This is a genomic window from Bacillus sp. H1a (assembly GCF_000633475.1).
Lineage (GTDB): Bacteria > Bacillota > Bacilli > Bacillales > Bacillaceae_G > Bacillus_A > Bacillus_A paramycoides.
Window position 1 is genome coordinate 35,535 of the sequence record NZ_AYMH01000045.1, and the last position, 24,900, is coordinate 60,434.

At 36.8% G+C, this 24,900-nt stretch carries 28 protein-coding genes; 23 read left to right on the forward strand and 5 right to left on the reverse strand.

What is annotated here, in order from left to right; genetic code table 11:
• Positions 1-69: 69 nt before the first annotated feature.
• Positions 70-216, reverse strand: coding sequence for a YycC family protein (locus U860_RS31830; protein WP_001247671.1), 147 nt, complete (start codon positions 214-216; stop codon positions 70-72).
• A 50-nt stretch (positions 217-266) separates the two neighbouring features.
• Between U860_RS31830 and U860_RS0121160 the strand changes: the two genes are divergently transcribed.
• On the forward strand, positions 267-995 hold the full coding sequence (locus tag U860_RS0121160; RefSeq protein ID WP_025150077.1) for a glycerophosphodiester phosphodiesterase: 729 nt from the start codon (positions 267-269) through the stop codon (positions 993-995).
• A 51-nt stretch (positions 996-1,046) separates the two neighbouring features.
• Here the strand turns inward: U860_RS0121160 and U860_RS0121165 are convergent, their stop codons facing one another.
• The gene (locus tag U860_RS0121165) at positions 1,047-1,280 is read right to left on the reverse strand and encodes a DUF2627 domain-containing protein (RefSeq protein WP_002173397.1); all 234 of its coding nucleotides are present in this window, start codon (positions 1,278-1,280) and stop codon (positions 1,047-1,049) included.
• Between the two features lie 138 nt (positions 1,281-1,418).
• Here U860_RS0121165 and U860_RS0121170 point away from each other — a divergent pair, with 138 nt between their 5' ends.
• The 19 genes from U860_RS0121170 (at position 1,419) to U860_RS0121260 (ending at position 20,193) form a co-directional block, all read left to right on the forward strand.
• Positions 1,419-3,491: a sigma-54-dependent Fis family transcriptional regulator gene (locus U860_RS0121170; RefSeq protein WP_025150078.1), complete on the forward strand. Its 2,073-nt coding sequence runs from the start codon at positions 1,419-1,421 to the stop codon at positions 3,489-3,491.
• Between the two features lie 194 nt (positions 3,492-3,685).
• Positions 3,686-4,585, forward strand: a complete 900-nt coding sequence (yqiS, locus tag U860_RS0121175; protein ID WP_025150079.1) for a phosphate butyryltransferase — start codon at positions 3,686-3,688, stop codon at positions 4,583-4,585.
• Between the two features lie 34 nt (positions 4,586-4,619).
• Positions 4,620-5,720 (forward strand): leucine dehydrogenase, encoded by a 1,101-nt coding sequence (locus U860_RS0121180; protein ID WP_002173394.1) that lies wholly within the window; start codon positions 4,620-4,622, stop codon positions 5,718-5,720.
• An 87-nt stretch (positions 5,721-5,807) separates the two neighbouring features.
• Entirely contained in the window at positions 5,808-6,911 is a 1,104-nt protein-coding gene (gene buk / locus U860_RS0121185) for a butyrate kinase (RefSeq protein ID WP_025150080.1), read from the forward strand.
• Between the two features lie 4 nt (positions 6,912-6,915).
• Positions 6,916-8,337, forward strand: coding sequence for a dihydrolipoyl dehydrogenase (lpdA, locus tag U860_RS0121190; protein WP_002173392.1), 1,422 nt, complete (start codon positions 6,916-6,918; stop codon positions 8,335-8,337).
• Between the two features lie 27 nt (positions 8,338-8,364).
• Positions 8,365-9,366 (forward strand): 3-methyl-2-oxobutanoate dehydrogenase subunit alpha, encoded by a 1,002-nt coding sequence (gene bfmBAA / locus U860_RS0121195; protein WP_025150081.1) that lies wholly within the window; start codon positions 8,365-8,367, stop codon positions 9,364-9,366.
• Between the two features lie 13 nt (positions 9,367-9,379).
• On the forward strand, positions 9,380-10,363 hold the full coding sequence (gene bfmBAB / locus U860_RS0121200) for a 3-methyl-2-oxobutanoate dehydrogenase subunit beta (protein WP_000290076.1): 984 nt from the start codon (positions 9,380-9,382) through the stop codon (positions 10,361-10,363).
• Positions 10,364-10,378: 15 nt separating this feature from the next.
• Positions 10,379-11,692: a dihydrolipoamide acetyltransferase family protein gene (locus U860_RS0121205; protein ID WP_025150082.1), complete on the forward strand. Its 1,314-nt coding sequence runs from the start codon at positions 10,379-10,381 to the stop codon at positions 11,690-11,692.
• A 340-nt stretch (positions 11,693-12,032) separates the two neighbouring features.
• A complete protein-coding gene (locus tag U860_RS0121210; RefSeq protein WP_025150083.1) occupies positions 12,033-13,211 on the forward strand; it encodes an FtsW/RodA/SpoVE family cell cycle protein in 1,179 nt (392 codons plus the stop codon).
• Between the two features lie 106 nt (positions 13,212-13,317).
• A complete protein-coding gene (locus U860_RS0121215) occupies positions 13,318-14,022 on the forward strand; it encodes a YetF domain-containing protein (RefSeq protein WP_025150084.1) in 705 nt (234 codons plus the stop codon).
• 70 nt (positions 14,023-14,092) lie between these two features.
• Entirely contained in the window at positions 14,093-14,557 is a 465-nt protein-coding gene (locus U860_RS0121220; RefSeq protein ID WP_025150085.1) for an NUDIX hydrolase, read from the forward strand.
• Positions 14,558-14,678: 121 nt separating this feature from the next.
• Entirely contained in the window at positions 14,679-15,086 is a 408-nt protein-coding gene (locus U860_RS0121225; protein WP_025150086.1) for a YjdF family protein, read from the forward strand.
• A gap of 143 nt (positions 15,087-15,229) precedes the next feature.
• Positions 15,230-15,643 (forward strand): BrxA/BrxB family bacilliredoxin, encoded by a 414-nt coding sequence (locus tag U860_RS0121230; RefSeq protein WP_002015097.1) that lies wholly within the window; start codon positions 15,230-15,232, stop codon positions 15,641-15,643.
• Between the two features lie 248 nt (positions 15,644-15,891).
• Entirely contained in the window at positions 15,892-16,680 is a 789-nt protein-coding gene (locus U860_RS0121235) for a transporter substrate-binding domain-containing protein (protein WP_025150087.1), read from the forward strand.
• A gap of 36 nt (positions 16,681-16,716) precedes the next feature.
• Positions 16,717-17,376, forward strand: coding sequence for an amino acid ABC transporter permease (locus U860_RS0121240; RefSeq protein ID WP_002173384.1), 660 nt, complete (start codon positions 16,717-16,719; stop codon positions 17,374-17,376).
• Positions 17,369-18,091 (forward strand): amino acid ABC transporter ATP-binding protein, encoded by a 723-nt coding sequence (locus U860_RS0121245; RefSeq protein ID WP_025150088.1) that lies wholly within the window; start codon positions 17,369-17,371, stop codon positions 18,089-18,091. Before U860_RS0121240 ends, U860_RS0121245 begins: the two co-directional genes overlap by 8 nt.
• A gap of 101 nt (positions 18,092-18,192) precedes the next feature.
• Positions 18,193-19,161, forward strand: coding sequence for an aromatic acid exporter family protein (locus tag U860_RS0121250; protein ID WP_025150089.1), 969 nt, complete (start codon positions 18,193-18,195; stop codon positions 19,159-19,161).
• Positions 19,162-19,177: 16 nt separating this feature from the next.
• A complete protein-coding gene (locus tag U860_RS0121255; protein ID WP_025150090.1) occupies positions 19,178-19,768 on the forward strand; it encodes a L,D-transpeptidase in 591 nt (196 codons plus the stop codon).
• Between the two features lie 185 nt (positions 19,769-19,953).
• Positions 19,954-20,193, forward strand: a complete 240-nt coding sequence (locus U860_RS0121260; protein WP_002173380.1) for a DUF3894 domain-containing protein — start codon at positions 19,954-19,956, stop codon at positions 20,191-20,193.
• A gap of 51 nt (positions 20,194-20,244) precedes the next feature.
• Here U860_RS0121260 and prli42 read toward each other — a convergent pair whose 3' ends face one another.
• Positions 20,245-20,337 (reverse strand): stressosome-associated protein Prli42, encoded by a 93-nt coding sequence (gene prli42 / locus U860_RS35675; protein ID WP_000549036.1) that lies wholly within the window; start codon positions 20,335-20,337, stop codon positions 20,245-20,247.
• A gap of 187 nt (positions 20,338-20,524) precedes the next feature.
• Here prli42 and U860_RS0121270 point away from each other — a divergent pair, with 187 nt between their 5' ends.
• Positions 20,525-21,070 carry a GNAT family protein gene (locus U860_RS0121270; protein WP_025150091.1) on the forward strand — a complete coding sequence of 182 codons (546 nt, stop codon included), beginning with the start codon at positions 20,525-20,527 and terminating at the stop codon, positions 21,068-21,070.
• 127 nt (positions 21,071-21,197) lie between these two features.
• The gene (locus tag U860_RS0121275; RefSeq protein ID WP_002173378.1) at positions 21,198-22,316 is read left to right on the forward strand and encodes a tripeptidase T; all 1,119 of its coding nucleotides are present in this window, start codon (positions 21,198-21,200) and stop codon (positions 22,314-22,316) included.
• Between the two features lie 47 nt (positions 22,317-22,363).
• On the opposite strand, the gene U860_RS33895 is transcribed toward U860_RS0121275, so the two are convergent.
• Positions 22,364-22,570, reverse strand: a complete 207-nt coding sequence (locus tag U860_RS33895) for a hypothetical protein (protein WP_081806847.1) — start codon at positions 22,568-22,570, stop codon at positions 22,364-22,366.
• 142 nt (positions 22,571-22,712) lie between these two features.
• On the opposite strand from U860_RS33895, the gene U860_RS0121280 reads away from it, so the two are divergent.
• Complete coding sequence (locus U860_RS0121280; RefSeq protein WP_025150092.1) at positions 22,713-23,951, forward strand: DNA polymerase IV; 1,239 nt, start codon at positions 22,713-22,715, stop codon at positions 23,949-23,951.
• A gap of 236 nt (positions 23,952-24,187) precedes the next feature.
• Here the strand turns inward: U860_RS0121280 and U860_RS0121290 are convergent, their stop codons facing one another.
• Entirely contained in the window at positions 24,188-24,889 is a 702-nt protein-coding gene (locus U860_RS0121290) for an MgtC/SapB family protein (RefSeq protein ID WP_025150093.1), read from the reverse strand.
• Positions 24,890-24,900 lie beyond the last annotated feature (11 nt).

Below are 24,900 nucleotides of genomic sequence, written 5' to 3' on the forward strand. Positions count from 1 at the left end.
AAGTTATCCGTGATATAATGAAAGAAGAAATATAGATTATAATAAAAAGCCCTGCAAAACAGGACCATATTATTCTTCGTCTTTATTTTGTTTTTCTAATTCAACTAACTTTTGAATTAAAATGTGTTGTGGCATATGCATAAGCTGTTCAAGTGGAACACCTAACGCTTTTGATAGGCGGACTGCAGTGTCTGGAGAAATTTGTAATGGTCTCATAGAAGTACCTCCTTTTTCGTATAGTATAGCATAAGATTGGGGGAGTGAGGATGACTCTTATATTTGCACATCGTGGTGCGGCGGGAACATACCCGGAAAATACAATGATTTCATTTGAAGCAGCGGAGGCTTTCGGGGCAGACGGAATTGAACTTGATGTTCAATTAACAAAAGATGGAAAAGTTGTCGTCATCCATGATGATACTGTGAATCGAACGACGAATGGAAAAGGTGCTGTTCGGAATTATTTATACGAAGATTTATGTAAGTTAGATGCAAGTTATAAATTCAGCGGAAAAGTAGGTTTTTGTAAAATCCCTCTATTAGAAGAGGTGCTTGAATGGCTTACAAAAACGCAATTGCTACTCAATATTGAACTGAAAAATAATACAATTCCATATAGAGGCTTAGAGGAAGAAGTAATAACACTTGTACGTAAGTTTAGTTTAGAGGATCGGACTATTTTTTCTTCTTTTAATCACTACAGTATGAAGCGGTGTCATATGATGGCTCCGGATATTCAAACAGCTATTTTATATCGCGAAGGTCTGCATAGCCCGTGGGCATATGCGAAAAAAATGGGTGCTAAAGCAGTGCATCCAAATTATCGTTATCTTCAAGATGCCATTGCTGAATTAACGATGGAAAGTGGTGTAGAGGTTCGTCCTTACACAATAAATGAAGAAACGCTTATGCGTAAATATTTTGATATGAACATATCGGCGATTATAACTGATTATCCTGAAACAGCAAGAACTTTATTATCGATAAAAAAATGAGACCTATTATAACGGTCTCATTTTTGTTTATGGATATGTGAAAAATTTGTTCTATCTTCTAAAGCGGGCCTGTACTTTATTTCTCTTACGATCTCTATGTAGAACGAAGCCGCCAAAGATATAAAATCCAAGTGCGAAGCAAAAAGCGCCGATTAAAAATTGTAACCATAATATAGGGATTGGAGAGAATAAAATCCCAAATACAGTGTCTCTCATTAACTTTATGCCAAGCACAGCTAATGAAATAGGGATGAGTGCTAATAATAGAGCAAGGTAACGCTGCATACATAACGCTCCTTTTCAGATTATTTCGTATATATTAAATGATGTTATATGGAAAGGGGGTTTGTCAAGAGGTTGCTGAACGAGTAAGATAAGGGTGTGAAAAATTTTGCAGAGATACTTCGAGAGGAAGTGTAATGTATGAAACAAAAGGTGTTAATTGTTGGAGCAGGTGAAGGTGGAAGTACACTGCTTAGTCTGTTACAAAATTCAAATATATTTCAAATTATAGGGGTTATTGATATTAATCCAATAGCAAAAGGATTAGAAATTGCTAAGGAATATGGAATTCCGATTGGTGATAGTGTAACCCCGTTTCTTTCTATGCATATTGATGTAATGTTCGATATGACAGGTGACGATGATTTACATAAAGTTTTATGGGAGGCTAAGCATAAAGATACTCTTCTTATACCAGGGGATATTGCAAAAATTGTTACGAGATTAGCGCATGAGAAGGAAGAATTAATTGGGAAGCTGGAAGAACAGACGCAACAAGGGGATTTGATTTTAAATTCTACACATGACGGTATGATTGTTATAGATCGAGAGGGACAAGTTCGTCTGTTTAATAAAAGTGCAGAGCGTATTATCGGATATAAAAAAGAAGAAGCGATAGGGAAATATATTTTAGAAGTCATTCCAACGAGTAAGTTACTGCGCATTATACGTACGAAACAAATAGAAGTGAATTATGAACTGACGCTAGAGAATGAAAAGAAAATTATTACAACGCGTATACCAATATTAAAAGAAGATGGAGAGGTTCAAGGGGCATTTGCGATTTTTAAAGACATTACAGAAGTTGTAGATTTAGCGGAAGAAGTTACAGACTTAAAAGAAATTCAAACGCTACTTGAGGCGATTATTAACTCATCTGAGGAGGCGATTTCGGTTGTCGATGAGAAAGGAAGAGGGCTCGTTATAAACCCTGCTTATACGAAGTTAACGGGTTTGACAGAAGAGGATATTATAGGGAAACCGGCTACAACTGATATTGTAGAAGGTGAAAGTATGCATATGAAAGTACTTCGGACACGCCGAGCGGTACGAGGAATACATATGAAGATTGGGCAAAAAAAGCGAGACGTAATTGTAAACGTAGCACCGGTTATTGTTGATGGAATATTGAAAGGAAGCGTCGGGGTAATTCGTGACGTATCAGAAATTCAAAAATTAACAAATGAATTGAATAGGGCAAGACAAATTATTCGAACATTAGAAGCGAAATATTCATTTGATGATATTGTTGGCGATTCAGATGAAACGACGGCAGCTATTGAACAAGCGAAGCTTGGAGCGAATACACCAGCAACGGTATTGCTACGCGGAGAATCTGGGACAGGTAAAGAATTATTTGCGCATGCGATCCATAATGGAAGTAATCGAAAATATAATAAGTTCGTCCGTGTAAACTGTGCGGCTATTTCGGAGACGTTGTTAGAAAGTGAATTATTCGGTTATGAGGAAGGTGCGTTCTCTGGAGCGAAAAGAGGCGGTAAACGAGGTTTCTTTGAAGAAGCGAACAATGGAAGTATATTTTTAGATGAAATTGGAGAGTTATCTGCGAATACGCAAGCGAAGCTCCTTCGTGTACTCCAGGAAAAAGAGATTGTGAAAGTAGGAGGAACGAAAGCGATACCTATTAATGTCCGAGTGATTGCGGCGACGCATGTGAATTTAGAAAAAGCGATTTTAGAAGGGAAGTTCAGAGAGGACTTATATTATCGTTTGAATAAAATCCCAATTCAAATTCCTTCCCTTCGTCAGCGCAAAGGAGACATACCAGCGATTGCAGAAAGGTTAATTCAAAAAATTAACCAAGATTATGGCCGGAATGTAGAAGGGCTCACCGATGCAGCCGTTTCGTATTTACAATCATATGAATGGCCAGGAAATGTTAGGGAGCTTGAAAATATTTTAGGACGAGCTATTATCTTTATGAATTATAACGAGATATATATTGATGTACATCATTTACCACCTTTACATAAAGAAGAACAAGTAGAGACGAAACAAAATAATTTATTACCTGAATTAGAAGAGAAGGCCCTTGAACACTTAGTGACAGAATTTGAGGGGAATATTATCCGTGAATATTTGGAGAAATTGGATGGGAACAAAACGAAGACTGCAAAAGCGTTAGGGATTTCGGTTCGAAACTTATATTACAAGTTAGAAAAGTACGACCATGCAAAAAATAGCATGCAATAAATTGCGTACCGTGCAATTTATTGCATGGTATACAAGAAGCGACAAAATGAGACATAATATTCTGTTTTTTTAAAAGTATTGATTTTACTGCATTTTGAATGCGTTTTCATTATTGGTAAGACCACTTTTAAAAGTTGGCACGGTATTTGCTTAATAAATAGGCGAGGGACGACGGAAAGGGTTGATTACAAAATATGAAGTTAGAACACTTAATTGATCAAGCAGCAGGACAGCCTAAAAAAACTGTAGCAGTAGCAGTAGCTGAAGATCATGAAGTAATTGAAGCTGTGGCGAAAGCAATTAAATTACAGCTAGCTCAATTTCGTCTATATGGAAATCAAGAGAAAATAATGGGGATGCTACAAGAACATGGTTTACAAACTTCAGAACATATTGAAATGATTGCAGCAGAGTCAAATGCTGAGGCTGCAGAACTTTCTGTTAAAGCTGTGAGAAACGGTGAAGCAGATGTACTTATGAAGGGTAACATCCCAACAGCGAATATTTTGAAGGCTGTGCTAAATAAAGAGTGGGGGCTACGTAAAGGTAGCGTACTTTCACATGTAGCAGCATTTGAAGTTCCAAACTATAATCGTCTTATTTTCGTTACGGATGCAGCGATGAACATCGCACCTGACGTAACACAAAAAGCCGCTATTACACAAAATACTGTAGAAGTTGCCCGGGCAATAGGAATTGAGTTGCCAAAAGTGGCACCAATCGCAGCAGTAGAGGTTGTGAATCCAGCGATGCAGGCGACAATTGATGCAGCGATGTTAACACAAATGAATCGCCGCGGACAAATCAAAAATTGTATCGTTGATGGACCACTTGCTTTAGATAATGCAGTATCACAAATTGCAGCAGAACATAAAGGCATAGTAAGTGATGTAGCAGGTAAGGCAGACATTTTACTCGTCCCAACGATTGAAGCTGGAAATGTGCTATATAAATCACTTGTTTACTTTGCGGATGCAAAAGTAGGAGCAATGATTGCTGGCGCAAAAGCACCGATTGTTTTAACATCTCGTGCTGATTCAGCAGAAACAAAAGTATATTCATTAGCATTGGCAGTTGCGACTGCTTCAAAATAAACCAAAAAGGGTAAAACATTAGGGGGAAACGACAATGACATTAGAAATCTTCGAATACTTAGAAAAATATGATTATGAGCAAGTAGTATTTTGTCAAGATAAAGAATCTGGTTTAAAAGCAATCATTGCAATTCATGATACAACACTTGGACCAGCTCTTGGTGGAACAAGAATGTGGACATATGATTCTGAAGAAGCGGCGATTGAAGATGCATTGCGTCTTGCAAAAGGGATGACATACAAAAATGCAGCAGCTGGTTTAAACTTAGGTGGTGCAAAAACAGTAATTATCGGTGATCCACGTAAAGATAAAAGCGAAGCAATGTTCCGTGCATTAGGACGCTACATTCAAGGACTAAACGGACGTTACATTACAGCTGAAGATGTTGGTACAACAGTAGATGATATGGATATTATCCATGAAGAAACTGACTTTGTAACAGGTATTTCACCATCATTCGGTTCTTCTGGTAACCCATCTCCAGTAACTGCATACGGCGTTTACCGTGGTATGAAGGCAGCTGCAAAAGAAGCGTTCGGTACAGATAACCTAGAAGGAAAAGTAATTGCTGTTCAAGGCGTTGGTAACGTAGCATATCACCTATGCAAACATTTACACGCTGAAGGAGCAAAATTAATCGTAACAGATATTAATAAAGAAGCTGTACAACGTGCAGTAGAAGAATTCGGTGCATCAGCAGTTGAGCCAAATGAAATTTACGGTGTTGAATGTGATATTTATGCACCATGTGCATTAGGCGCAACAGTTAATGATGAAACTATTCCACAACTTAAAGCAAAAGTAATCGCAGGTTCTGCAAATAACCAATTAAAAGAAGATCGTCACGGTGACATCATTCATGAAATGGGTATTGTATACGCACCAGACTATGTTATTAATGCAGGTGGCGTAATTAACGTAGCAGACGAATTATATGGATACAATAGAGAACGTGCACTAAAACGTGTTGAGTCTATTTATGACACAATTGCAAAAGTAATCGAAATTTCAAAACGCGATGGCGTAGCAACTTATGTAGCAGCAGATCGTCTAGCTGAAGAGCGCATTGCAAGTTTGAAAAACACTCGTAGCACATACTTACGCAACGGTCACGACATTATTAGCCGTCGCTAATCATTCATATAAAACTTTTACAAAAGGTGTGGTTACCTCTCATGAGGTTTCCACTTCCTTTTGAATTTATTAGTGGAGGTAGCAACATTGTCCTTAAATCGAATTCTTGTTATTAATCCGGGTAGTACATCCACAAAAATTGGTGTTTTTGATAATGAAAGACCCGTTTTAGAAGAAACAATTCGTCATGACGAAGAACAGATTGGAAAATATAAGCGAATCATTGATCAATATGAGTTTCGAAAAGAAACGATTTTAGAAGTTCTACATTCTCACGGTATTAATATTTCAAAATTGAACGCTGTTTGTGGGCGTGGTGGATTACTTCGTCCAATCGAAGGCGGAACGTATACAGTAAACGATGCGATGTTAGAAGATTTAAAAAATGGGTTCAGTGGTCATCACGCTTCAAACCTTGGAGGCATTTTAGCATATGAAATTGCTTCTGGATTAAATATTCCGGCATTCATTGTAGATCCTGTTGTTGTAGATGAAATGGAGCCGATTGCTCGCATAAGCGGTATTGCTGGTATGGAACGTAAAAGTATTTTCCATGCATTAAATCAAAAAGCGGTTGCTCGTAAAGTGGCTGAACAATTAAACCACAAATACGAGGATCTAAATTTATTAGTTACACATATGGGCGGCGGCATTACAGTTGGTGCTCATAAAAAAGGAAAAGTTATTGATGTTAATAATGGCTTAAACGGAGAAGGACCATTTAGTCCAGAGCGTGCTGGTACAGTACCAGTAGGACAACTAGTTGAAATGTGTTTCTCTGGCGAGTATTATCGTGACGAAATGGTTAAAAAGCTTGTCGGACAAGGTGGACTTGTAAGTCTAATCGGCACAAATGATGCGATTAAAGTAGAACAAATGGTTGAAAAAGGCGATCCTGAAGCAACTCTTATTTATAAAGCAATGGCATATCAAGTTGCAAAAGAGATTGGCGGAGCTAGCGCTGTACTTCACGGGAAAATCGATACAATCGTATTAACTGGTGGACTTGCATACAGTAAAATTCTTGTCGATGAAATAAAAGAACGAGTAGACTGGATTGCAGATGTTATCGTACATCCAGGAGAAGATGAATTACAAGCATTAGCAGAAGGAGCACTTCGTGTATTACGTGAAGAAGAAGCTCCAAAAGAATATGTTGTACGTGAAAAAGAAACGGTAGCTAGGGGTTGAGATAATGGCAAAAGAATATGATTTAGTCATCGTTGGCGGCGGTACTGGTGGATATGTTGCTGCTATTCGTGCATCACAACTAGGTTTAAAAACTGCACTTGTTGAAAAAGAAAATCTTGGTGGTACTTGTTTACACAAAGGATGTATTCCTAGTAAAGCTCTTTTACGTAGTGCGGAAGTATACGCAACTGCTAAAAAAAGCGAAGAGTTCGGAGTTATTGCAAGTAATGTAGAACTAAACTTTGCGAAAGTACAAGAGCGTAAAGAGAAGATTGTAACGCAGCTTCATAAAGGCGTTCAACATTTAATGAAACAAGGTAAAATTGATGTGTTTGAAGGTATTGGCCGTATTCTTGGCCCATCTATTTTCTCTCCGATGCCAGGGACAATTTCAGTTGAACTTGCAAGTGGAGAAGAAAATGAAATGTTAATTCCAAAAAATGTACTTGTTGCAACAGGTTCTCGTCCAAATTCATTACCAGGATTAGAGTTAGACGGAGAGTACGTAATGTCTTCAGATCATGCCCTAAAAATGGAAACGCTTCCTAGTTCAATCATTATCGTGGGTGGCGGTGTAATCGGTATTGAGTGGGCATCTATGCTTGCTGACTTCGGTGTAGAAGTTACAGTATTAGAGTATGCGAAAACTATATTACCACTAGAAGACAATGACGTTTCAAAAGAAATGCAACGTCTATTCAAGAAAAAAGGTATTAAAGTGGTAACTGGTGCAAAAGTATTACCAGAAACATTGGTAAAAGATAATGGAGTAACAATTCAAGCTGAACATAACGGTGAGAATAAAGAATTTAAAGCAGAAAAAATGCTTGTATCTGTAGGAAGACAAGCGAATACGCAAAACATTGGTTTAGAGAATACTGATATCGTTGTGGAAAAAGGATACATTCAAACAAATGAGTTTTATCAAACGAAAGAATCTCATATTTACGCAATTGGAGATGTAATCGGTGGCTTGCAACTTGCTCACGTTGCTTCTCATGAAGGAATTGTTGCAGTAGAACATATTGCAGGTAAAGAAGTTACACCAATTGATTATTCGATGGTATCAAAATGCGTATATAGCAGTCCAGAAGTTGCTTCTGTCGGCTTAACAGAACAAGAAGCGAAAGAAAAAGGCTATAAGTTAAAAGTAGGTAAGTTTTCATTCCGTGCAATCGGAAAGGCACTTGTATACGGAGAATCAGATGGTTTTGTAAAACTTGTAGTTGATGAAGAAACAAATGACATTCTTGGTGTTCATATGATCGGGCCACATGTAACAGATATGATTTCTGAAGCTGGTCTTGCAAGAGTACTTGATGCAACACCTTGGGAAGTAGCACATACAATTCATCCGCATCCATCATTATCTGAAGCGATTGGTGAAGCAGCACTAGCTGTAGATGGAAAAGCGTTACACGCATAAAAATGTGGATTTAGGAGGTTATGAAAAATGGCAGAAGTAAAAGAAAAGCGCCATGAAGAGCTTGGCTTAAATGATGAGCAAGTATTAGAAATGTACCGTACGATGTTACTTGCACGTAAAATCGACGAACGTATGTGGTTATTAAACCGTGCAGGTAAAATTCCATTCGTAATTTCTTGTCAAGGACAAGAGGCTGCACAAGTTGGAGCAGCGTTCGCTCTTGATAGAGAGAAAGATTATGCATTACCATACTACCGTGATATGGGTGTTGTACTAGCATTTGGTATGACAGCTAAAGAGCTTATGTTATCTGGTTTCGCGAAAGCTGGAGATCCAAACTCTGGTGGTCGTCAAATGCCTGGTCACTTCGGTCAAAAGAAAAATCGTATTGTTACAGGTTCATCTCCAGTAACAACACAAGTACCGCATGCAGTTGGTATTGCGTTAGCTGGAAAAATGGAGAAGAAAGATTTAGTAACGTTCGTTACATTCGGAGAAGGCTCTTCAAACCAAGGTGATTTCCATGAAGGTGCGAACTTTGCTGGCGTACACAAACTACCTGTTATTTTCATGTGTGAAAATAATAAATACGCAATCTCTATTCCAGTTGAAAAACAATTAGCATGTAAAAATGTATCAGACCGTGCAATTGGATATGGTATGCCTGGATACACAGTAGACGGAAACGATCCACTTGCAGTATATAAAGCAGTAAAAGAGGCAGCAGACCGCGGTCGCCGTGGTGAAGGCCCAACTCTAATCGAAACAGTATCATATCGTTTAACAGCACATTCTAGTGACGATGATGATCGTGTTTATCGTGATAAAGAAGAAGTAGAAGAAGCGAAGAAAAATGATTCAATTATAACATTTGCTGCTTATTTAAAAGAAGTTGGCGTGTTAACTGAGGAATCTGAGAAACAAATGTTAGATGAAATTATGCATATCGTAAATGAAGCAACAGAATATGCAGAAAATGCTCCGTATGCAGCACCTGAAGATGCATTGAAGCACGTATACGCAGAATAGGGGGGAACGTTTCATGGCTGTAATGTCTTATATTGATGCTATTACATTAGCAATGCGCGAGGAAATGGAACGCGATGAGAAAGTATTCGTTTTAGGTGAAGATGTTGGTAAAAAAGGTGGCGTATTTAAAGCGACACACGGATTATATGATCAATTTGGTGAAGATCGTGCGTTAGATACACCACTTGCAGAATCAGCAATCGCTGGGGTAGCAATTGGTGCAGCAATGTATGGTATGCGTCCAATCGCTGAAATGCAGTTTGCTGATTTCATTATGCCAGCAGTAAACCAAATTGTTTCTGAGGCAGCAAAAATTCGTTATCGTTCTAATAACGATTGGACTTGTCCAATTACAGTTCGTGCGCCATTTGGTGGCGGTGTTCACGGTGCATTGTATCATTCACAATCTGTAGAAGCGATGTTTGCAAACCAACCAGGTTTAAAAATTGTTATCCCTTCTACACCATATGATGCAAAAGGCTTATTAAAAGCTGCAATTCGTGATGAAGATCCAGTATTATTCTTTGAGCATAAGCGTGCATATCGCTTAATTAAAGGTGAAGTGCCAGAAGATGATTACGTATTACCAATCGGAAAAGCAGATGTAAAACGTGAAGGTGATGACATTACTGTTATCACATACGGATTATGTGTCCACTTTGCTCTTCAAGCAGCTGAGAAATTAGCGCAAGATGGCATCTCTGCACACATTCTTGATTTACGTACTGTATATCCATTAGATAAAGAAGCAATTATCGAAGCTGCTTCAAAAACTGGTAAAGTTCTTCTTGTAACAGAAGACAATAAAGAAGGAAGCATTATGAGTGAAGTGGCAGCGATTATCGCTGAAAACTGTCTGTTTGATTTAGATGCACCAATTGCACGTCTTGCAGGCCCAGACGTTCCAGCAATGCCATATGCACCAACAATGGAGAAATTCTTTATGGTAAATCCAGATAAAGTTGAAAAAGCAATGCGTGAACTTGCGGAATTTTAATCGGGGGGATTATACATGGCTGTAGAAAATATTACAATGCCTCAGCTCGGGGAGAGCGTTACAGAGGGCACAATTAGTAAATGGCTCGTTAATGTTGGCGATCACGTAAACAAGTATGATCCGCTTGCAGAAGTAATGACTGATAAAGTAAATGCAGAAGTACCATCTTCTTTCACTGGTATTGTGAAAGAGTTAATAGCTGGTGAAGGTGATACGTTAGCTGTAGGTGAAGTTGTTTGTGTTATTCAAGTAGAAGGCGCAGATGAAGTAGCAGCAACAGCTGTAGAGGAAAAAACGAAAGAAGAACAAAAAGCAGAAGTAACTACATCTGAAAAAGCACCGAAAGTAAAACAACCAACTGATGGAAAACCACGTTTTTCACCAGCGGTTTTAAAACTTGCGGGCGAGCATAATGTTGATTTAGATTTAGTAGAAGGTACGGGAGCAAATGGCCGTATTACTCGTAAAGATATTTTAAAGCTAGTGGAATCTGGAAACATTCCGCAAGCAGGTGCGAAAAAAGAGGAAGCTGTAGCAGTAGTAGAAGCACGTCCAGAAGCACCAAAAGCAGCACCGGTAGCGCAAAAAGTAGAAGCTGCAAAACCAGTTTCTGTGCCGACAATGCCTGGAGATATCGAGATTCCAGTAACAGGTGTGCGTAAAGCGATTGCAGCAAATATGTTACGTAGTAAACACGAGGCACCTCATGCTTGGATGATGATTGAAGTAGATGTGACAAACCTTGTGTCATACCGTAACTCAATTAAAGGTGATTTTAAAAAGCGTGAAGGCTTTAACTTAACGTTCTTTGCTTTCTTCGTAAAAGCAGTAGCACAAGCGTTAAAAGAGTATCCTCAAATCAATTCTATGTGGGCAGGCGATAAAATCGTTCAGAAGAAAGATATTAACCTTTCAATCGCTGTTGCAACAGAAGAAGAGTTATTTGTACCAGTAATTAAACAAGCGGACGAAAAAACAATTAAAGGTATCGCTCGTGAAATTACAGAACTTGCAGGAAAAGTACGTACGAAATCGTTAAAAGCGGACGAAATGCAAGGCGGAACATTTACAATTAATAACACAGGATCATTCGGTTCTGTTCAATCTATGGGTATTATTAATTACCCACAAGCGGCTATTTTACAAGTAGAATCAATTGTAAAACGCCCAGTAATTATGGATAATGGTATGTTCGGTGCTCGTGACATGGTTAACTTATGTTTATCACTTGATCACCGCGTACTTGATGGTTTAATTTGTGGTAAGTTCTTAGGACGTGTTAAAGAAATTTTAGAAAACATGTCAGAAAACAATACATCTGTATATTAATAAAAAGCTCGCTTATGCGAGCTTTTTATCATCTTATTTCTTCATTTGTATCCTACAATATGTACAAACCTTTTCCCATTAATCTTACAATGAATGATCATGTATAAGGAATTTGCGAAAATACATTGCTGATATATGGTATATAGATATAAAATAAGAAAAGAATAATTTTTTTGGCAAATCTTACTGACGAAACTGTAGTATAATATATTGTATTGTATGAAAAAGAGAGTTATTCTATATAAGTGTTTTATAGATAATGTGTAATCAGTCGTCAAAACATGAAGAGTGTTGACTCCTGGTTTTTTATTTTGCCGTACCAATGTTTCAGGAGGATGTCATGAAAAGAAGTACCGAGTTTCTAAAAAGTTTAGATGTAAAATTAATTCTAATTTTGTTTGCATTTTGTGTTATAAGTATAACTGCTATATATAGCAGTCAGCAAACCGGACAATATGGAGCTGAAAATTTTGCTTTGAAACAAGGGGTTAACTACATAATTGGGATTGTAATGTTGCTTCTTGTTGCAAGTGTTGATTCAGATCAGCTACAAAAATTATCATGGCCATTGTATATTGCAACGTTTTTGTCAATTATTCTACTAAAAATATTACCAGTTTCAACCTTCACACCGGAGATACTAGGAGCAAAAAGGTGGTTTAGATTTCCAGTAATTGGATCTATTCAACCGTCGGAGTTTTTCAAAATTGCACTGGTTATGTTAGTAGCAAATTTAGCGGTAAAGCATAATGCACAGTATATGGTTCGAACATTTAAAACAGACCTAATATTAGTAGGAAAGGTTATGCTAGTATCTATTCCTCCTACGGCAGTTGTATATAGCCAGCCAGATACAGGAATGGTGTTCTTATATGCCGCAGCTATCGCATGTATTTTATTCATGTCAGGAATTCAAAAGAAATTAATTGCGATATGTACAGTAGTTCCAGTGACAATATTGTCTACATTAATATTTATATTTGTAAAATACCCGGACTTCTTCTTTAATAAACTGGTTACTTTACTAAAACCTCACCAACAATCACGTATTATAGGTTGGCTAAATCCATTTGAAAATGCAAATGAAGGCTATCAAACGCAGCAATCGATTTTAGCTGTAGGTAGTGGAGGTATGGAAGGGAAAGGATTCGGTGAAGGAAGCGTCTATATTCCAGAGAAACACACTGACTTTATTTTCGCTACAATCGCTGAAGAAGGTGGATTTATAGTAGCAGCACTAGTTGTGTTCTTGTTCCTGTTACTACTTTATCGAACAATTATTATTGGTTATTCTGCTGATAATTTATTTGGTACATTATTATGTGCGGGATCAATAGGAATACTAACGGTTCAAATATTCCAAAATATTGGTATGATCGTTGGATTAATGCCTGTAAAAGGTATCGCATTACCTTTCTTATCATATGGGGGGAGTTCCTTATTCTCGAATATGATTATGATGGGTCTCATATTATCGGTACGGAAAACGTATAAAAAATATATGTTTTCAGTTAAGTAAAAAAGCTGGTTCGTTTTTAAACGAACCAGCTTTTTTACATATATGCTCATAAACGTTGCAAACTAAAACAGACTAGCAGTATGAGATGAGTAAGGAGTGCAAAGTGATGCATATGCATATTTTTGAAGGATCACGGCATCTTTCTAATGCTGAATGGGTTATTCGAGCTGTTATAGCATACATATTTTTAATATTAGTTGCGAAATTGATGGGACAAAGGTCCATTGCACAACTTCGCTTTTTAGATGTTGTATTAGTGTTATTGCTTGGTGGGAATATTTCTAATGCACTATCCGATGAAAAGGTCGGATTACTTGGTTCAATGATTACAACTTTTATACTAGTTGTATTACATATTGTAAGCTCTGTTTTAATGTTGAAATGGGATAGGTGGAGACGTTTTTTAGAGCCTGCGCCAGTTATTCTTATACACAATGGTTCCATTGATTTTAGCAATTTGAAAAAAGCGAGAATTACGGCAGAATATTTATTTTCGGAACTTCGCATGCGAAATGTGAGCGATATTCAAACGATTAAATTAGCATTATGGGAAGCAAGTGGTGTTGTTTCTATATTTCAGTATCCAGAATATGAAGCAGTTTCTCGGCTTGATCTTAAAGTGGCGGGGAAAAAATCTCCAGTTGCTTTTATTTTAGTGAAGAATGGAAAAATTCAGCAGGACGTTCTCGCTTTAATAGGGAAAACAGAAGAGTGGGCGAAAGAGTTTTTAGAGAAGAGTGCGGAAATCGAATCCATTATGTTAGCTACAGTAGATGAAGCACATAAAATAAATATTTTGTTAGAAAAATGAAAAATATACGCATTTTGTCGTTTCATACATATGATACAATAGTGTGGACAACGAAAAAGGAGGCGATACGATGGGATATGTAGAAGAATTACGAAAAATAGTTGGTCATCGCCCTTTAATTTTAGTTGGAGCTGTTGTACTCGTTATAAATGAAAGTGGATATGTTTTATTACAGCAACGGACAGAGCCGTACGGAAAATGGGGGCTGCCTGGTGGGTTAATGGAGCTTGGTGAATCACCAAAAGAAACAGCTTACCGTGAAGTATATGAAGAGACTGGAATAGAAGTTAAGAACTTGCGATTAATCAATGTATTTTCTGGAGCGAATTATTTTACCAAATTAGCAAACGGTGATGAATTTCAATCCGTAACAACCGCCTATTATACCGATGAATACGAAGGGAATTTTGTTATGAATAAAGAAGAAGCTGTTCAGCTTAAGTTCTTTCCAGTAACAGAGCTACCTGACTATATTGTAGGGTCACATAAAAAAATGATTGTTGAATATATGAAAATTATGGAAAAAAAGATATAATAGTAGTGGAAGAAATACAAAAACACAGCTCTGGTTGGTAGTCCAGACGCATGATTTCATGTCAGTAACCTTCCCCTCCGGGATGTCCGGTATTTCTAATTTTGCTAAGGAGGGGCTGTCAATGGAATTGACAGTATATCACGATGGTCAATTTTTTGTAGGAATTATTATGCGCCAAGAAAAAGGGAAATTGTATGGAGCCAGGTATATTTTTGGGATGGAACCATCAGATGAAGAAGTACTTATATTTGTAAATGGTCCAATGTTAGCGTATTTCCAGCGCTTTGCAAGATGTGGTGTGGAGATTAAAGAAAAACAGCGTCCGAAAAGTATTAAGCGTATCATAAGGCAAGCTGCTAAAGAATTAAATGTAAAACGTTATACAAAGGCGCAAGAGGCAATTAGTTTATCTTATGAACTGCATACACAAGAAAAGAAAGTGCAATCTAAAGAGAAGCGAGAAGCAGAAAAGCAGCGGAAACGTTTAATTAAAGTACAAAAGGCAAAGCAAAAACATCGAGGTCATTAAGAAAAGGTGTTAGAGCAAGAGCTCTAACACCTTTTATATGCTTAAATACAAGTAAACTTACTTGTATTTTCTAAACATTAACTGGTAAGATACAAATAGGTAGAATTAGAGGAGGGAACACATTGATTAACTTTAACTTTTTTATGAACGATGTTGTCCGTCAAGCGCGTGAAGAGATTGTCTCTGCGGGATATACGGAATTGACGACACCAGAAGCAGTTGAAGAAGCATTTAAAAGAAATGGTACAACACTTGTAATGGTAAACTCTGTATGTGGTTGTGCAGGCGGTATTGCTCGCCCTGCTGCTGCACATTCCGTACATTATGATAAACGTCCTAACCACCTTGTAACGGTATTTGCGGGTCAAGATAAAGAAGCTACAGCAAGAGCTCGTGAATATTTTGAGGGATATCCACCTTCATCTCCATCATTTGCTTTATTGAAAGATGGAAAAATTGTAACGATGGTAGAACGTCATGAAATTGAAGGTCATGAACCAATGCAAGTAATTGCAAAACTACAATCTTACTTCGAAGATAATTGCGAAGAACTATAAGGAAGAGAAAAAGCGGTACGTCCACGATTAAGTGGATGTACCGCTTTTTTATTTAGTTTTTATAATGATCGAACATGCATAAGAATGTTATTTTATGCATGTTTTTATGCGTTGTGAATGACGGTAATAATGTTTTTTTGTTTATTTTTATTTTAAATATTGCATAAAAATAAAAGTACTGATACAATACTAACAACGAATAAATATTCTATTAAACTTTTAAATATACATTATTAGGAGGAAGAAGGATGAAGAAGTTATTATCAATATCATTTGCACTTATTTTAATTGTAAGTATGTTTAGTGCCTGTAGTAAAGGGGATTCGAAGGCAACTAATGCAGGTAACACGAATAAGAAAGTACTCGTTATGGGGACTTCAGCAGACTATAAACCATATGAATACGTGGAAGCATCAAAAAGTGATGAAATTATCGGCTTTGATGTTGATATTGCAAAATATATCGGAAAAGAACTTGGATATGAAGTGAAAGTGAAAGATATGGATTTTGGTGGTTTATTAGCATCTCTTAACTCAGGAAAAGTTGATTTTGTTATGGCGGGTATGACGCCAACTGCAGAGCGTAAAAATAATGCTGATTTCACAGACATTTATTTTGTTGCTAAAAACATGATCGTGTCAAAAAAAGATTCCAATATTAAATCGTTAGAAGATTTAAAAGGGAAAAAAGTAGGGGTACAAACAGGGTCAATTCAAGAAGAAAAGGCAAAAGAATTTCAAAAACAAGTCGATTTCAAAGCCGAGGGACGTGACCGTATACCGGAAATCGTACAAGAAATTAAAGCTGGCCGTTTTGACGCAGCCATTTTAGAAGATACAGTAGCTAAAAATTATTTAGAAAATATGAAAGAATTACAAGGAATTGAAATTCAAGAAGCACCAGAAGAAGTAGGTGCAGCAATTGCCCTTCCGAAAAATAGTGATAAAACAGCAGAATTTAATAAAGTAATTAAGAAGATGCAAGAGAATGGAGAAATGGATAAATTAGTGAAGAAATGGTTTGGCAGCGCGAAATAAGCTGCCTTTCACTTTTCTGTGAGGGGAATGAAAAGGATGAATCTAGATTTTTCGGCGATTACGCCTTCTATACCATATATATTAAAAGGCTTAGAAGTTACATTGAAAATTGTGGCTGTATCAGCTTTAGCAGGATTTATTTTAGGAACGTTATTAGCGCTTTGTAAAATTGCTAGAATACGAGTATTAAATATTGTAGCAGATATTTATACATCAATATTTCGTGGCACACCGCTTGTATTGCAATTAATGATTATTTATTTCGGTGTCCCGCAAATGATTGGTTATGATATACCTGCTTTTTTAGCAGCTGTACTTGCATTTAGTTTAAATTCAGGGGCATACATGTCAGAAGTAATTCGTGCCGGAATTCAAGCGGTCGATAAGGGACAAACTGAAGCGGCGATGGCTTTAGGTATTCCTTACGGGAAAATGATGAGAAATATCATTTTACCTCAAGCATTAAAAAATATATTACCAGCACTTGTAAATGAATTTGCGACTCTTACGAAAGAATCGGCTGTAGTAACTGTAATTGGAGCAACAGATTTAATGCGCCGAGCTTACATTGTAGGCGGTGAAACATTTAAGTATTTAGAGCCATTACTGTTTGTTGGACTTGTTTATTATATGTTAGTGATTATTCTTACATTAGTTGGAAAGGCAATTGAAGGGAGAATGAAGAAAAGTGATTAAAATTGACAACCTTCATAAATCATTTGGAAAAAATGAAGTATTAAAAGGGATCACGACAACGATTGAAAAAGGAGAAGTTGTTGCAATTATCGGACCGTCAGGATCTGGAAAGTCAACATTTTTACGTTGCATGAATGTATTAGAAGCACCAACAGATGGTCACATTTGGATTGGAACGGAAGAAGTAACGAATCCGAAAACAAATATTATGCACGTTCGTGAAAATGTCGGAATGGTATTTCAACATTTTCATTTATTCCCTCATATGACTGTATTAGAGAATATTACGTATGCTCCTATTAATGTAAAAGGTATAGCAAAGCAAGAGGCTGAAAAGAAAGCTGAGAAGCTTCTAGAAAAAGTAGGGTTATTAGATAAAAAAACTGCGTATCCGAATCGTCTTTCAGGGGGACAAAAGCAACGTGTAGCAATTGCAAGAGCACTGGCGATGGAACCGGAAGTTATGCTATTTGATGAACCGACATCAGCGCTAGATCCAGAAATGGTGAAAGAAGTGCTAGAAGTTATGAAATCATTAGTTACGACAGGAATGACGATGGCGATTGTTACGCATGAAATGGGATTTGCAAAAGAAGTAGCAGACCGCGTTCTCTTTTTAGATGGTGGAAAACTTGTAGAAGATAGCAATCCGGAAGAGTTTTTTACGGCACCAAAAAGTGACCGTGCAAAAGAATTTTTGCAAAAGATATTGTAATATGTAAAGGTTACGTGAATAATAAGTAGAAAAAGGATGACATCGCGTCATCCTTTTTTTATACTATCTTTAAATACGTTTATACATATAGGAGTAATGATATGTTTAAAATTGGATATAGAACAGTGAAAACAGCGCTTGGAACAGGTGCGGCAGTTTTTATTGCTCAGCTATTAGGGTTAGAATTTTATAGTTCAGCTGGTATTTTAGTCATTTTATGCGTACAAAACACGAAACGTAAATCAGTTCAAGTATCGTTGCACCGTTTTTTAGCTTGCGTATTATCGATGGTATTCGCGTTTTGCATTTTTGAAACGGTTGGCTATACACCACTTGCGATTAGCTTATTACTGCTTACCTTTATTCCGACTGCAGTTATGTGCAAAATTCAAGAAGGTATTGTCACGAGTTCAGTTATTGTTATGCATCTGTACTCATTAAAGCAAATTACATGGTCTATAGTTGGTAATGAAATTGCTATATTAACGATTGGAATTAGTGTCGCTTTATTAGTAAACATGTACATGCCAAACAGTGAGAATAAACTGAAAGAGTATCAAGAGAAAATAGAAGAGCATTTCAAAACAATTTTGTTTGAAATGGTTGTTTATTTAAGAAATCGCGATAGTAATTGGAGTGGAGCAGAATTACTTGAAACAGAGATGATGTTGAAAGAAGCGAAAGATTTATCATTTAAAAAGCTTGAGAATGAGTTTATGCGTGAAGATGACTATTATTACCGTTATTTTGATATGCGCATGCAGCAATTTGAAATTTTAGAGCGGATGATACCATTAGCTGCGTCACTATCGTGGACGTATGAACAAGCCGATATGATTGCAGACGTAATCGAAAATATAGGGAATTCCATTCGTCCTGAAAGTACAGGGGTCATTTCGTTAAGACAACTTCAAGAAATGCGAGAAGTGTTTAGAGAAATGCCGCTACCAGTCACACGAGAAGAATTTGAAATACGTGCGAAACTCGTTCAACTTGTTTATGAGATGGAGCAGTATCTACTCATTAAAAGTCGTTTTAAGGGAAAGGATAATATAAAAGAACTTATATAGAAGGCAGGAATTATTGATGCCGTATCTTCTCTCTTTATTATTATGTCTTTCTTTATCACCGGTTTGGCCTCTTGGTGATAATCCTCGTGCTGGGGATCCTTTTATAATTGTAAATAAGGCGACGAATAAACTAGCTTACATTGACGATGGGAAGATCCAAAAGGTTTTTCCAGTAGCGACGGGGAAAACAAATGAATTAACACCAGAAGGAACTTTTGATATTGTATTGAAAGCGAAGGATCCGTATTATATTGCGAAGGATATTCCTGGGGGGTCTCCGAAAAATCCACTTGGATCGAGGTGGATGGGATTTAACGCAAAAGGAACTGACGGAAGTAAATATGGGATACATGGGACAAATCAGCCTAGTTCAATTGGAAAGTATATTTCACAAGGATGTATAAGAATGAAGAAACAAGATGTGGAATATTTGTTTGATCGTATTCCAATTGGAACGAAAGTATGGATTGTGAAATCGAAGAAATCATTTCAGCAATTGGCGAAGGAAAAAGGAGCCATTGCATTCAGAGAAGTCAACGAGAAGTTGGCTTTTTCTTTTATCCCGCTATTTGCGAGCAGTAAGATCCCCACCTCAAAATTTGGCTAAAGCAAAGAAGTAAGGTGGGAGTAGGGTTGCCCGTAAAAGCCCGATTGGTGTGGGCTAATAATCAGTGTGTTATGAACAAAACCCCAACTGATTAAAGTTTCACTTTATTAAGTTGTCTTGACATGTGTACATAACCATGCGTTAATGAGAATATATAAAGATAACTAAGTAAAGGGGTTGCTCATATGTATTTGAATCCAAAAATTTCTTATATGCAGTTTTGTGTTGGTTTTCTATTTGTCATTACATTCATATTAGCAACTTTTAATATATGCTCTTACGTAGTATCAATTGTATTGATGGCATTACTTAATTTTACTTTCGTCATTGGGGCATTTCAGCAAAAACAGTACACGAGTTTTGTAATAGCACTTGTAATGGCCTTTTCCTTTAGCATTGTAGCGATTGTACTATATATAAAATAAGAATTTTCATACAAAATAGAAAGTAAAAAAAGGACGAGTGAATCGTCCTTTTTACCAAAACATACTTGCGCCAGTAAGTAATGTTGTTACAAGCATAGAAATTAACATTATATAAACCATAATTTTTTGAGCTTTTTTATGCATCGTTAAGCCTCCTTGCAAATCAGTACAATTTCATTGTAACGAGAAATGAAATTGTGGACAAGGGGAGAGAAAGGACAAATTTCGGGAAGGGGTTGCAAAATATAACAGGAAATTTGGGTATGCGTGGAGAATATATTAAAAGATAGATTGTGAGTTTTTGTTATGCAAGCTGAAGAATGGAGATACGATGATGAAAATATACGAAACAGATCGCTTACATTTAAGGGAAATTGATGAGTCGTATGCAGAAAAAGTTCTTCAATATTACGACAGAAATCGTGAGTTTTTAAAGGCGTGGGAAGAATATAGACCAGATGATTTTTTTACGTTAGACTATCAAAAGAAAAGGTTACAAAAGGATAGAAGAGAGTTCGCGGAAGGTAAAATCATTCGATTATGGATTTTTAAAAAGGGCGATGATACGAAAGTTATTGGGTGTATTTCGTTTAATCTAATTGTTCGTGGAATTTATCAATCTTGTGTACTTGGTTATAAATTAGATAAGGAAGAACTGAATAAAGGTTACACAACAGAAGCGCTTAGAAAAGCAATTCAAGTTACCTTTGAAGAATTTCATTTACACCGTATAGAAGCACCGATTATGCCACGAAACTTAGCATCTATACAAGTAGTGACAAAGATAGGGTTTCAATATGAAGGCGTATCTCGCAAAATGTTGATGGTAAATGGAGTTTGGGAAGATCATATGCGTTGGGTGCTATTAAACGAGTAATAGAAAGCAGATGGGTATCTAGATGTGTGAACCATCTGTTTTTTGTCTTGTATTTCGAAACTTTTGCGAAATTCTGTTATAATTAATATTGTTACATACATAATGGTAGTGCAGGAGGCGCAGTCTTATGATTAATCAAGAACGTTTAGTAAATGAATTTATGGAGTTAGTACAGGTAGATTCTGAAACAAAATTTGAAGCAGAAATTTGCAAAGTGTTAACAAAGAAATTTACTTCTTTAGGTGTAGAAGTATTTGAAGATGATACAATGGATGTGACTGGTCACGGTGCAGGTAACTTAATTTGTACTTTACCAGCAACAAAAGATGGTGTTGATACAATTTATTTCACTTCTCATATGGATACAGTAGTTCCTGGTAATGGAATTAAGCCTTCTATTAAAGATGGATATATCGTATCAGATGGTACTACAATTTTAGGAGCGGATGATAAAGCTGGATTAGCATCTATGTTTGAAGCAATTCGTGTTTTAAAAGAAAAAAACATCCCTCACGGTAAAATTGAATTTATTATTACAGTTGGAGAAGAATCTGGTCTTGTTGGTGCAAAAGCATTAGACCGAGAGCGCATTACAGCAAAATATGGTTATGCATTAGATAGCGATGGAAAAGTTGGAGAAATCGTAGTTGCAGCACCAACACAAGCGAAAGTGAATGCTATCATTCGTGGGAAAACAGCTCACGCTGGCGTAGCCCCAGAAAAAGGTGTATCTGCAATTACTATCGCAGCGAAAGCGATTGCAAAGATGCCACTTGGCCGTATCGATTCTGAAACAACTGCAAATATTGGACGTTTTGAAGGTGGTACACAAACAAATATCGTTTGCGATCATGTTCAAATCTTTGCAGAAGCTCGTTCTTTAATAAATGAGAAAATGGAAGCACAAGTTGCAAAAATGAAAGAAGCATTTGAAACAACTGCAAAAGAAATGGGCGGTCAAGCAGATGTTGAAGTAAAGGTTATGTATCCAGGATTTAAATTCGCTGATGGCGATCACGTTGTAGAAGTAGCGAAACGTGCAGCTGAAAACATCGGTCGTACACCTTCTCTTCACCAAAGTGGTGGAGGAAGTGATGCGAACGTAATCGCTGGACATGGTATCCCAACAGTTAACTTGGCAGTTGGTTATGAAGAAATTCATACAACAAATGAAAAAATTCCTGTTGAAGAATTAGCGAAAACAGCAGAATTAGTTGTAGCTATTATTGAAGAAGTAGCGAAGTAATAAAGTAAAAAAGACGTGTGAACCAACTATGGTTTACAGGTCTTTTTTTATTTTGATTCAAGTGCTTTTACAAGGCGGATAAGCCAGTATAAGAAGATCCATGGCAATATATCAGTTGTTACAAAGCGTATGAAATGAGAGAAGATTCCTAAAACATGAATGTTGATGTTAAAAAGGGGAAGTAACAAATAATTAATTGCAAGGATTATAATAATGATAATAAATATATTATTGAGTTTATTGTGTTGTTTCATAACAATCCACTTCCTTTACAATAAAATCCATTTATTTCATAAAGTATAGCAAAAATAAAGATGAAAAAGAATAAGTAATTATTATATTGTACATGAATTTGGTATAATGAAGGAACGAATGTTCTTGGAGGAGGGTGGTATTATGCGAGAAATGTATCCGAAAAATGGTCGTGTTATTTTACATGTAGATATGAATTGTTTTTTCGCATCTGTTGAAATTGCCCATGATCCACCATTAAAAGGAAAGCCATTAGCGATTGCCGGGAATGAAAAAGAGAGAAAAGGGATTATCATAACATGTAGTTACGAAGCGAGAGATTATGGAATACGTACGACGATGCCCCTTTGGGAAGCAAAGCGATTATGTCCGCAACTAGTTGTAAGGCGTCCTAACTTTACATTATATCGCGAAGCCTCATTTCAAATGTTTCAAATCCTTTCCCGTTTTACAGAAAAGATACAACCAGTTTCTATAGATGAAGGGTATTTAGATATTACAGATTGCTATGTGCTAGGTTCGCCGCTTGAAATAGCAAAGATGATTCAACAAGCGTTATTAACAGAGTTACAGCTTCCGTGTAGCATTGGCATTGCTCCAAATCTTTTCTTAGCAAAGACTGCTTCTGATATGAAAAAGCCACTTGGTATTACAGTGCTTAGAAAACGTGATATCCCAGAAGTCATTTGGCCACGACCAGTTGAAGCGATGCATGGAATTGGAGAGAAAACAGCTGAAAAACTAAAAGATATTCATATAAATACAATTGGACAGTTAGCAAAAGGAGACGAGCATATCATCCGCGCTAAAATTGGAAAGCACGGTGTTGATTTACAAAAGCGTGCAAAAGGTATGGATGATAGGGATGTTGATCCGAATCAAATGGGACAACATAAAAGTGTTGGAAATTCGATGACTTTCTCAAAGGATATGGATGAAGAGAAAGAATTGCTTGATATGTTAGGGCGACTGTCGGGCTCGGTGAGTAATAGACTACAAAAGCGAACTCTTGTCAGCTATAATATCCAAATTATGATTAAATACCATGATAGGCGGACGGTAACACGAAGCAAACAATTGAAAAATGCAATTTGGGAAGAACGTGATATATTTCAAGCTGCATCACGTTTGTTGAAACAACATTGGGATGGTGATTCCATTCGTTTATTAGGTGTTACAGCTACTGAATTGGAGTGGAAGACAGATTCGGTCAAACAGTTAGATTTGTTTTCATTCGAAGAAGATGCGAAAGAAGAGCCGCTACTTGCTGTTATTGATCAGATTAATGATAAGTATGGAACACCTCTTTTACAGCGAGGTAGTCAATTATTGCGTAAGCAAGAGAAGTCGTTTCAGCAAAAACTAGAAAATAAATTTATGTAGAAGGTGCTATGAATATAAAACCTTCTTTTTTAGATGGAAAAGAGAATCCGGCCATGAGAAGAAGCGGTCAGAACCTTTTTCAGTCCCATGCCAAGTTAAAACAAAAAGATCGAACGAGTATGGATTACTTTAAGTTATTCCAAGCAGTTGCTAATAACTTGAAAATAAAAAATGGGTGTATGTAGAAGGTGTCATGAATATAAAACCTTCTTTTATATTCATGACACCTTTATGATTTAACTTGCTTCTAAATCTAGTGAAGTTTTCCAGCCAGCGGCAGTAACACCAGATTCTAAAAGCATTCTACTTACTATTTTTTCGATTAAGACAGCTGCATTTGTATTGCAATGTAATGTAGCTTGTATAGATACTTTTTGGTTAGAATCAACGTCTTCACTGTACAATTCTTTTAAACCGATACCTTCTGAACTTACCATGTGCATGAGAAGAAAACGAATATGTGCTTCATTTTCTTCTGAACAAGTAAGAGAAAGTAAGTAGTTTGTTTGCTCGGGTACATCTTCTTTTGATTTATTATTCATAAATAGAGCGATTGGGCGTAGTAGTATATTTGCTAGTAAGACGCCGGCTGCACCTAGCATAGCTGCAACGAGGAAGCCAGCGCCTGTAAGAGTACCTACAGCAGCTGCACACCATAAAGTTGCCGCTGTATTTAACCCTCTAATACTAAAACCGTCACGAATAATAACACCGCCTCCTAAAAAGCCAATACCACTCACAACTTGAGCAGCGATACGTGATGGGCTAGCTTCATGATCAAGCATGACGGATAATAAAACAAATATACAGGCACCAAGTGATACGAGAGCGTTTGTTCGTAGCCCAGCCATTCGATGTCTCCATTGTCTTTCCATTCCGATGCAAGCTCCTACAATAATTGCTATAAATAATCTTAATACGATGTCATACCATACCATAATGGTCACCT